The sequence below is a fragment of the Vagococcus sp. CY53-2 genome, from assembly GCF_022604695.1.
Taxonomy (GTDB): domain Bacteria; phylum Bacillota; class Bacilli; order Lactobacillales; family Vagococcaceae; genus Vagococcus.
Window position 1 is genome coordinate 469,436 of record NZ_JALAHP010000001.1, and the last position, 11,193, is coordinate 480,628.

Below are 11,193 nucleotides of genomic sequence, written 5' to 3' on the forward strand. Positions count from 1 at the left end.
TAATAAGAATAAAAAAAAGACAACATTGTTTTATAAAAAAAGAAGGCTCATAGCCTCCTCTTATTTTTTCTTTTTCTTTTTGTTTTTATTTTTCATTTTCTTTTTATTTTTCTTAATCATTCTATTCATAGCCATCTTACCTAATTTACCTTGTACACCACTACCCATCATATTTTCAAGTCCAGCTGGCATGTTTCCTTTAGACATTTGTTGCATCATTTTACGAGATTCATTGAATTGTTTAATCATACGGTTGACTTCAACAACTGAATTACCTGAACCTGCTGCAATACGCCTTCTACGACTTGGATTTAACAATTCTGGATTTTCTCGTTCCTCAGGTGTCATTGAGAAGACAATCGCTTTTTTACGAGCCACATCTTTTGGATCAACTTGTAATTGGTCAAGACCAGGCATGTTATTCATTCCTGGAATCATCTTGATCAAATCTTCTAATGGCCCCATGCCCATTACTTGATCAAGTTGTTCGATAAAATCATTAAAATCAAAATTATTTTCACGCATTTTTTGCGCTAATTCTTCTGCTTTTTCTTCGTCATATTCTTTTTGTGCTTTTTCAATTAAGGTTAACATGTCTCCCATACCAAGAATCCGACTAGACATTCTATCAGGATGGAATACTTCAATATCAGTTAATTTTTCACCAGTACCAATGAATTTGATTGGTTTTCCAGTAATCGCACGAATAGAAAGGGCTGCCCCACCACGAGTATCACCATCAAGTTTTGTTAACACAACCCCTGTCACATCTAGTTGTTCATCAAAACTTTGAGCTACTGTTACCGCATCTTGACCTGTCATCGCATCAACTGTTAGTAGAATATCATTAGGTTGAGCAAAATCTTTAATACGTTTTAACTCATCCATTAAAGTTTCGTCAATATGCAAACGACCTGCCGTATCAATAAACACATAATCATTTTTATTTGCTTTAGCTTGTTCTAACCCCTGGCGAACAATTTCAACTGGATCAACATCTGTTCCCATATCAAAAACTGGAATATCTAGTTGTTGACCAATGACTTTTAATTGATCCACCGCAGCAGGACGATACACGTCGGCTGCAATCAATAAGGGTCTAGCTTTCTCATTTTGTTTTAAAAAGTTAGATATCTTACCTGTAAAGGTTGTTTTACCAGCCCCTTGTAAACCGACCATCATGACAATTGTCGGTATCTTAGGTGATTTATTTAACCCAACTGCCTCAGAACCTAATACTTTAGTTAGTTCCTCATCCACTACTTTAACAATTTGTTGGGTTGGATTTAACGATTCCAGAATTTCAACACCGACTGCGCGTTCTCCAACACTTTTGACAAAGCCACGAACGACTTGTAAGTTAACGTCGGCTTCAAGTAAGGCTAGACGAATCTCACGCATCATGTCCTTTACGTCTTCTTCTTTTACCGTCCCTTTTTTCTTTAATTTACTCATCGCTACTTGTAAGCGATCTGTTAAACTTTCAAAAGCCATATTTTTAAACCCCTACTCTTCTTCTATTTCTTGAATTTTATCTAATAAATCATAAATCATTTCTGTTTTTGGATAAGATTCTTTTAGCAATGATTTGATTTCATCAATCATCTCTTGTCGTACCACATAATTTGAATACAAATGTAGTTTTTTTTCATAAGTTTCTAGTAATTTTTCAGTACGTTTTATATTATCATACACAGCTTGACGACTCACATCATATTCCTCAGCTATTTCACCTAAAGAAAAGTCATCTGCATAATAAAGTTCAATATAATTCATTTGTTTTTCTGTTAAAAGAGTTGAATAAAATTCAAATAAAGCATTCATTCGATTTGTTTTTTCAATTTCCATTTTTTCCCTCCTTTAACTTAACTATCTTGGTTATAATTACTTTCACATTATATCATACTTGTATCAAGATATTTAGAGGAAAAATACATAAAAACCTTACCAGCTAAACAAACAACTCTTTTTAACAGATAAGGTAAATAGTTAACATTTTTTACTTTATTTGAGCTAAATTATTAGCAAATTCATTAATTTTTCGGATGCGATGATTAATACCTGATTTTGTTATTGGACCAGAAGGGATCATTTCCCCTAGCTCTTTTAAACTAATTTCTGGATTTTCCAGACGTATTTCTGCGACTTCCCTCAATTTTTCAGGTAATTGCTCCAATCCAACGGTTGCTTTGATTAAACGGATATTCTCAATTTGACGTTTTGCAGCATCTGCCGTTTTATTCATATTGGCATTTTCACAATTCATTAGTCGGTTAACTGAATTACGTAAATCTCGTACAATTCGAACATCTTCAAATTTTAACATAGCATTTGTCGCCCCAACTAACACTAAAAAATCGGCAATTTCTTCTGCACCTTTGAGATAAGTGATAAATCCTGTACGCCTTTCAACCACTCGTCCGTTTAATCCATAAAATTTTAACATGTCACATAGATCAACGCACTGATCTTCATACATTGAATAAATTTCTAAGTGATAACGACTTGTCTCAGGATTATTAACTGAACCACCTGCTAGAAATGCCCCTCGTAAATAAGAACGCATTTTTTGTTCGTTCCCCATGATACTATCTGAAACATGGGGATTAAACATCGCACCATCCATGATTTCTAAATCATTTAATATTTCTTTTGTTCCTTGTTTCAAACGAACGATATAAACATTATTTTTTTTTAATTTCATTTTTCGTCGCACTAACAACTCACTATTTACTTCATAATGATCTTTTAATAGTGTATAGATACGTCTAGCTATTGCAGCATTCTCAGTTTGAACATTTAATACAAATTGTCTATTAGCTAATGTTACAGACCCGTTCATTCGAATTAAAGCTGCCAATTCAGCCTTTGCATGTTCTTTATGAACTTCCAAAGTAGTCAGTTCTTTTTTAACATCCGATGCAAAAGACACTCTAAGCACCCCATTCTTTTAATATTTTACTCCAAAAACCAAACGAAACAGCTCTTCAACTACTTTGGTTCGATCATGGAAAACTCCACCATTTTTTAACTCTAAAAAGTCGGTCGATATCACACGACATCCTTCATCACGTAAGCCTTGAAAATCGTGTTTAACTTGTAATAAATACTCATCATAAACAGCTGGATCAATGTAATTTTCAGGTACTGACTCTGTATTGACCAATACGGTATCAATAAATTGTTTACCTAAATGATGATGCAATACCCGTACATGATCGGCATCAGAAAAATACTCAGTCTCGCCTTTTTGTGTCATAATGTTACAAATATATACTACTTCAGCCTCTGATTTACAAACCGCTTCACCTAGCTCTTTAATCATCAAATTAGGTAAAATACTAGTAAATAAACTACCAGGTCCTAACACAATCATATCTGCATCGCGAATACTTGAAATAACCTTTCTAGCAGGCTTGACTGGTGTGCCATCTATTGAGTTAGTGACATAAACGTAATCAATTTTCTTTCGTTCTTTGGCAATAGTACTTTCACCTGTTGCCTCTGTTCCATCAACAAATTTAGCATGTAATGTCATGGATTGCTCGCTTGCTGGATAAATATGTCCATCCACATGCATAAACTTACTTAATAACTGGATTGCTTCATAAGTACTATTTTTCATTTCAGACATTGCTGCAATAATCAAATTACCAATCGTATGATTAGCTAAGAAGTTATCTTCTTTTTTAAAACGATATTGAAAAATATCTTCATACATTTGTGGCATATCAGATAACGCCACTAAAACATTTCTTAAATCTCCTGGAGGACTCATATTAATACTCTGACGAAGAAGCCCACTACTCCCACCATCATCTGCTACTGTTACAATCGCTGTAATATCAGCACTTTGATCTCTCAAACCATGTAATATGACTGGTAAGCCTGTTCCGCCACCAATCACAACAATTTTAGGCTTCCTTATACGATATGTTTTCATGAACGATTAACTGATTCCTTACGTTTCATCATATCTCTGTGGGTAATATTTGTTTTATAGTCTTCAGAGATTTTTTTTCCTAATTTCTCAGTCAATGCTACTGAACGATGTTGTCCTCCAGTACAACCAATCGCGATAGTCAAACTCATTTTTCCTTCTTTTATATAGCCTGGTAAAATATCTAAAATCAACTCTTCATATTTCTGATAGAACGATTCCGTCATTTCAGAGTTCATAACATAATCATATACTGGCTTGTCTTTTCCATTTAATGGACGCAATTCATCAATATAATGTGGATTAGGTAAAAACCTTACATCCATCACAATATCTGCATCAATTGGTAATCCATATTTAAAACCAAAAGAAACCATTTCGACACGGAAAGTATCTGTATCATGATTTTTAAAATTTTCCATGATTTGTTCTCTTAATTCCCTAGGAGCTAGTTCAGTTGTATCAATCACTAACTGTGCCTCTCCTTTTAATTCTTCAAGCAAAGCTCTTTCTTTCTTAATTCCCTCTGTAACTAGTCCATCCATGGCAAGTGGATGAGCTCGCCTTGTCTCTTTATAACGTGAAACCAATTCTTGATCCGAGGCATCTAAAAACATGACAGTGGTATCCACTAATTTAGTATTTTCTATTTCAATTAGCATACTTTGAATTTCTTCAAAAAATGCACGTGATCTTAAGTCAATAACTAATGCAATTTTAGTGATTTTACCTGACTCTTTAATTAGTTCCCAAAACTTTGGGATTAATGTTGGTGGTAAATTATCAATACAAAAATATCCCATATCTTCAAAACTTTGTACTGCAACTGTCTTACCAGCACCACTCATTCCAGTAATGACGACTAATTGTAAACTATCAATCTGATTTTCAGTCATTTACATCACTCCTTCTCCATACTCTCTGCTCTCAATTATAACATACCTGGTGTATCATCTGTGAAAAAATAGATAAAAAAAAATAAGACAACTGTCTTATTTCTTTTTTATACATTATATTTTTAAGAATCGCCTCATAGACATCACAGAACCTATTGAACCAATCACAACACCTACGACGATGAGTAATGTATTTAATTGCCACATTAAATTACCTGGAGCAATCAAATCATAAGATGCATTAGCAATCATACTCTTTGTAAAAATAACATATACTCTCGGATAAGCAAACGTTACAAGCAAAACAGGTATCACAGATCCCAGTAGACCAATAAATGCTCCTTCTAAGAAGAATGGTCCTTTAATAAAACCATTTTTAGCTCCTACAAGACGCATAATTTGAATCTCACGTTTTCTTGAAATAATCGTGATACGAATTGTGTTAGAAATTAAAAATACTGCTACTCCTAGTAAGAAGACGGCTGCAATGGTCCCCCATAATCTTACATCTTTAGAAATCTTGAATAACTTATCGGAATTTCGTCCACCGTAATCAGCCTTTTGCACACTTGGTAAGTTAGATGCTGCCTTTTGTATATCTGGTATATCCTCTGCGTTAGAAGCTGTTAAAACATAAACATCATACAATGGATTCTCATCTTCACCGAAAAGTTTCCATGTATCCCCCAACTTATCTACTAACTTTTTGTATTCGTTTTGTTTACTAGAAAAAGTAACGTCTTTGACCCCATCAATATCTTTTAACTTTTCACCTAATTCTTTTACTTCCTTTTCAGGTGTTCCAATATCAATGAAAACGGAAACATCCACATTATCTTTTATATCATCTGCAATTTTTGCAACATTTAAAATAACACCTAGAAAAATTCCAACAAGCGTTAATGTCACGGTTACAGCACTAATAGATGCTAAAGTCATCCATCCATTTCTTTTTAAATTCTTCAATGCACTACCTATGTGTCTAAAAAAATTACTAATCATCGTAGCCATAATCCCCCTCGTCTTGGTCTCTTGTGATACGGCCATTTTCAATAGCTAATACGCGATGACGAATTTTATTTACAATTGTGCTATTATGTGTGGCCATAACAACCGTTGTTCCTTGATTATTAATTCGCTCTAATAGCTCCATAATTTCCCATGAATTTTCTGGGTCTAAATTTCCTGTTGGTTCATCTGCGATAAGTACTTTTGGTGTGTTCACGATGGCTCTTGCAATTGCCACACGTTGTTGTTCCCCACCTGATAATTCATCAGGAAAAACACGAACTTTATGTTTTAACCCAACTAAATCAAGTACTTCTAGTACACGACGTTTGATTTCACGTGGTTTTTTTCCGATTACTTGCATGGCATAGGCAACATTTTCATACACTGTTTTATGTGCCAAAAGCTTGTAGTCTTGAAATACAATACCTATTTCACGACGTAAATAAGGAACATTACGATTTTTTATCGTTAATAAATCATATCCACAAACATTTAATGTTCCTTTAGTTGCGGCTTCTTCACGGTACATTAATTTGATGAAAGTTGATTTACCTGCCCCACTTGGGCCAACGACATAAACAAACTCACCTTGATTAATTGTAATGGATAAATTACGAATCGCTGTTGTCCCATTGGAGTATTTCTTTGTTACTTTCTTCATCTCTATCATAAGTTTATCTCTCCAACTTGTTATTGTTATTTTGACTAATATATAATAATCAATCCGAATACAGTATAACATGTCTTCTTTAGGATTTGATTACAAATATATATCAATTACTTATTAACTGTCAAATAAAGTATTACAACTTCCATCTTAAATAAGCGTCAATAAAACCATCTAAGTCTCCATCCATTACTGGTTGAGTATTTCCCACTTCGTAATTTGTTCGATGGTCTTTAACCATCGAGTACGGATGAAACACATAAGATCGTATTTGTGAACCCCAGCCTATTTCTAACTGCTCACCTTTAATCGCAGCTGCTTCTTGTTCTTGTTTTTCAATTTCTAATTGATATAACTTTGCTTTTAACATGCTCATCGCTTGCTCTCTATTTTTTAATTGAGAACGCTGAGCCTGACTAGATACCACAAATCCTGTTGGGATATGGGTGATTCTGACAGCTGAGTCTGTTTTATTAATATGCTGACCACCAGCTCCACTAGCACGGAATGTGTCAACTTTAATATCATCTGGTTTGACTTCAATATTAATATCATTTGTTAACTCTGGCATCACATCAACTGAACAAAAGGATGTATGACGTCTCGAGTTGGAATCAAATGGCGAAATACGAACCAATCGATGAACGCCTTTTTCAGACTTCAAATAACCATAGGCATTGTATCCTTTGATTAAAAGTGTGACACTTTTAATCCCTGCTTCATCTCCAGCTTGATAATCAACTGTTTCAACTTGAAATCCCTTTGATTCGGCCCATCTAGTATACATTCTAAGAAGCATACTTCCCCAATCTTGTGACTCTGTTCCACCTGCTCCAGGATGAAGTTCTAAAACTGCATTATTTTGATCATACTCACCATTAAGTAGTTGAGCTAATTCATACTCTTCTACAATTTGAATCGTTTTTACTAACTTTTCTTCTAATTCTTTTTGTGACTCTTCATCACCTTCTTCAGCCATTTCCAGTAAGATTTCTAATTCCTCATAAGCTTCCTCAGTTTTTTTAAAAGTATCATATTGCGATTTTAATTGATTCACTTTATCAATCACTATCTGAGCAGCTTCATTATCATCCCAAAAGCCAGGCGTAGCCATTTCGTATTCACCTTCAGCAATTTGTTCTTCTAGCGACTCTAAGTCAAAGAGACCCCCTAAAATTTGTTATTTTTGTTTCGATTTTACCTAATTCATTTTTTATATCGCTAATTTCCATTAATTATCTCCCTTTCTTTAAATAAGGGAAGCGACTCAGTTAAACTAAGTCGCTTCTTGATTTATTATGATGGTTTACCATGACAATTTTTATATTTCTTGCCACTGCCACATGGACATAAATCATTGCGTCCGATTTTTTCGTCAACACGAATCGGTTGTTTTTTCTCATCATTAGATACTTGTCCTTGCTCTAAAGTTGGCTTAACAGCATCACCTTGAGCCACTTGCTCACGTTGAACGTTTTGTCTGATTTCAGATTTCATGAATAAGCGAGTGACTTCATATTCGATCGCACCAACCATATTATTAAACATATCATATCCTTCAGTTTGATAATCAACCAATGGATTATTTTGTCCATAAGCACGTAATCCAATAGATTCTCTTAATTGATCCATCGCATCAATATGGTCTGTCCATTTTGTATCGACTACTCTTAAGATAACCACTTTTTGGAATTCTAATAACTGTTCTTCACTACTTAAAATTTCTGCTTTTTCATTATAGATAGCTTTTGCTTTGTCATAAATGAATGTTTTCATTTCCTCAGGTGTTTTACCTTCAAAATCAGATAAACTAATGGCATCTTCATGCGTAATAGCTGAACCAACAAAGTCTACTAATCCTTCAAGGTTCCAATCTTTTTTCTCACCTTGAGTATGTCCATCAACATAGCGATCCACAGTTCTCTCAACCATTCCTAATAAAACAGGCTCTAAATCAATATCTGACATGATTACTTCACGACGTTGTTTATAGATAACTTCACGTTGTTCACGCATCACATCATCATATTGTAAGACATTTTTACGTGTATCATAGTTATTTCCTTCGACACGTTTTTGGGCCGATTCAACTTGTCTAGATAACATTTTACTTTGAATGACAGCATCTTCTTCTTCTAACTTCATTCGATCTAAGAACATTTTGATTCTTTCAGAACCAAAACGTTTCATTAAATCATCCTCAAGAGATAGATAGAATTGTGACATACCTGGATCTCCTTGACGACCCGCACGTCCACGTAACTGATTATCAATACGGCGAGACTCATGACGTTCAGTCCCGATAACAGCTAATCCACCGACTTCACGTACACCAGCGCCTAAACGAATATCTGTACCACGACCAGCCATATTTGTTGCAATCGTCACAGCACCTTTTTGTCCAGCATTCATGATAATTTCTGCTTCTTTAAAGTGATTTTTCGCATTTAAAATTTGATGCGGTACTTTTGCCTTATTCAGTAAATCAGATAATAACTCTGAGGTTTCAACGGCAACTGTCCCCACTAATACTGGTTGGCCCTTTTCATGACGCTCTTTAATATCTTTCACTACTGCATGGAACTTACTTGATAGTGTTGGGTATAATAAATCCGCACGATCATCACGAATGATTGGTTTGTTTGTCGGAATTTGAATAACTTGCATGTTATAAATTTCTCTAAACTCTTCTTCTTCTGTTTTCGCTGTACCAGTCATACCAGATAATTTTTTATACATACGGAAATAGTTCTGGAATGTAATATTTGCCATTGTTTTTGTTTCATCTTCAATGTCTACGCCTTCTTTGGCTTCAATCGCTTGATGAAGACCATCTGAATAACGTCGACCATCCATGATACGACCAGTAAATTGATCAACGATTAATACTTTACCTTCTTGAACGACATAGTCAATATCACGTAACATAATATAGTTAGCACGTAATGATTGATCCACATAATGTGTTAAAGACGTATTTTCAATATCATAAAGGTTGTCAACATCAAAATATTTTTCAGCTTTCGTAATACCTTGTTCAGTCAAGCTAATTGTCTTTGACTGAACATCAATTTTATAATCTTCTTCTTCCGTTAATGTTTTGATAAAATTATCAACTCTTGTATAGTAAGCAGTTGATTTTTCAGCTTGACCAGAAATAATCAATGGTGTTCTAGCTTCATCGATTAAAATTGAATCGACCTCATCCACTACAGCAAAATTTAATGGACGTTGAACCATTTGTTCTTTATAGACAACCATGTTATCTCTTAAATAATCAAATCCTAATTCATTATTTGTTGAATAAGTAATATCACATGAGTAAGCTAAACGTTTTTCATCCGAAGATTTTGAATTAATATTTAATCCAACTGTTAGACCCAAAAAGTTATATAACTCACCCATCTCACTTGCATCACGCGTTGATAAGTACTCATTGACGGTTACAACGTGTACCCCTTCACCTGATAACGCATTTAGATAAACCGGCATAGTAGCAGTCAAGGTTTTACCTTCACCAGTTTTCATCTCTGGAATGCCACCTTCATGTAGTACGATTCCACCCATCATTTGCACTTTATATGGAAATAATCCCAGAACGCGTTTAGCTGCTTCTCTCACAACTGCAAATGCTTCAAAAAGTAAATCATCTAATGTTTCACCTTTAGCATAACGTGCTTTAAATTCCTCAGTTTTTTGTTTTAATTCTTCATCTGATAACTCTGACATTTGTGGTGCTAGTTTATCAATTTTATCAGCCATATGCCCTAAGCGTTTTAAATCTTTTTTATCATTTTCGATTAATTGTTTTAAAAAATTAGCCATGAAATTTTTCCTACCCTCTCATCCTTATTATCCTAGAAGTATTGATATCTTACATCATAAGGTCATCTTATACATTCTATCATTTGTTTATGAAAAATAAAACTCTTTAAGAAAAAAAAGGGACGATTAAGGGATATTTCCTATTAGAGATTCTAACTCTAGTACAAAAAGGATGTGAAAAGTTAAGTTTTACCTAACTGTCACGCCTCTTATGTTAATCCCCCATATAATTGGTAGTTACTACGCTGATTGCTTAGCATAATCTTCAGCTGTACGACCTGAATAATCCCTTAGAGATTTAGTCACTCCAACTTTTAGTAATTCAGCCGCAATATCTTGATAAACTTTTGAACCATCTCTTAAAGCAACAGCTTCTATTAAGGCAGTATAGCCAGAATTATTTTGATGATTAATCTCTACCTTTCCATCTTCAATTAATAATTTAACAGTTTCTAAATGCCCTTTTTCAGCAGCTGGATAACAGCATTTCCGCCAAATCGGATTATAACTCTCTTGATTTAGAGTACTATTTTCTAAAATATACGCTAAAATCTCTGTTTTACCTTGAATGTTATCTTGTTTATTAACATCCGCTTCTACATCAACTAACAGTTTTGCTATTTCAACTTGATGATGATGTGTTGCTGTAATTAAGTGTCTTAACCACGTTAAGCCTTATCATCATAATTAATGTCATCTGAAAATAAAAAAGACTACCTATTTTATAGGTAGTCTCAGAGTGAAGACAAACTAATTACTCATTAAGAGTAATTGGATTGTCTTTTTATATTCTATGATTAATTTAGGTAAATAATTAAAAATAGACAAAAAAATAGAGCCCTCTAGGTCTCTTA

At 34.1% G+C, this 11,193-nt stretch carries 10 protein-coding genes; all 10 read right to left on the reverse strand.

Translation table 11 applies throughout. The features are described 5' to 3' along the window. Positions 1–60: 60 nt before the first annotated feature. On the reverse strand, positions 61–1,494 hold the full coding sequence (ffh, locus tag MN581_RS02280; RefSeq protein ID WP_117972928.1) for a signal recognition particle protein: 1,434 nt from the start codon (positions 1,492–1,494) through the stop codon (positions 61–63). A 12-nt stretch (positions 1,495–1,506) separates the two neighbouring features. Further along, positions 1,507–1,848 carry a putative DNA-binding protein gene (locus MN581_RS02285; protein WP_241699100.1) on the reverse strand — a complete coding sequence of 114 codons (342 nt, stop codon included), beginning with the start codon at positions 1,846–1,848 and terminating at the stop codon, positions 1,507–1,509. A gap of 151 nt (positions 1,849–1,999) precedes the next feature. Further along, a complete protein-coding gene (whiA, locus tag MN581_RS02290; RefSeq protein ID WP_117972930.1) occupies positions 2,000–2,932 on the reverse strand; it encodes a DNA-binding protein WhiA in 933 nt (310 codons plus the stop codon). Positions 2,933–2,950: 18 nt separating this feature from the next. Further along, positions 2,951–3,943, reverse strand: coding sequence for a YvcK family protein (locus MN581_RS02295; RefSeq protein WP_241699101.1), 993 nt, complete (start codon positions 3,941–3,943; stop codon positions 2,951–2,953). Further along, positions 3,940–4,836 (reverse strand): RNase adapter RapZ, encoded by an 897-nt coding sequence (gene rapZ / locus MN581_RS02300; protein ID WP_241699102.1) that lies wholly within the window; start codon positions 4,834–4,836, stop codon positions 3,940–3,942. Before rapZ ends, MN581_RS02295 begins: the two co-directional genes overlap by 4 nt. Before the next feature lie 114 nt (positions 4,837–4,950). After that, complete coding sequence (ftsX, locus tag MN581_RS02305) at positions 4,951–5,838, reverse strand: permease-like cell division protein FtsX (RefSeq protein WP_117972933.1); 888 nt, start codon at positions 5,836–5,838, stop codon at positions 4,951–4,953. Continuing rightward, positions 5,831–6,517: a cell division ATP-binding protein FtsE gene (gene ftsE, locus MN581_RS02310; protein ID WP_117972934.1), complete on the reverse strand. Its 687-nt coding sequence runs from the start codon at positions 6,515–6,517 to the stop codon at positions 5,831–5,833. The genes ftsX and ftsE overlap by 8 nt, the downstream gene beginning before the upstream one ends. A 133-nt stretch (positions 6,518–6,650) precedes the next feature. Continuing rightward, positions 6,651–7,746, reverse strand: a protein-coding gene (gene prfB / locus MN581_RS02315) for a peptide chain release factor 2 (protein ID WP_117972935.1) whose coding sequence is annotated in 2 segments (ribosomal slippage) — positions 6,651–7,673 and positions 7,675–7,746 — 1,095 coding nt in all. Because the reading frame shifts where the segments join, the coding sequence is not laid out codon by codon here. Positions 7,747–7,810: 64 nt separating this feature from the next. Further along, complete coding sequence (secA, locus tag MN581_RS02320; RefSeq protein WP_241699103.1) at positions 7,811–10,339, reverse strand: preprotein translocase subunit SecA; 2,529 nt, start codon at positions 10,337–10,339, stop codon at positions 7,811–7,813. Positions 10,340–10,579: 240 nt separating this feature from the next. Further along, on the reverse strand, positions 10,580–10,990 hold the full coding sequence (locus tag MN581_RS02325) for an ankyrin repeat domain-containing protein (RefSeq protein ID WP_347247401.1): 411 nt from the start codon (positions 10,988–10,990) through the stop codon (positions 10,580–10,582). Positions 10,991–11,193: the final 203 nt, after the last annotated feature.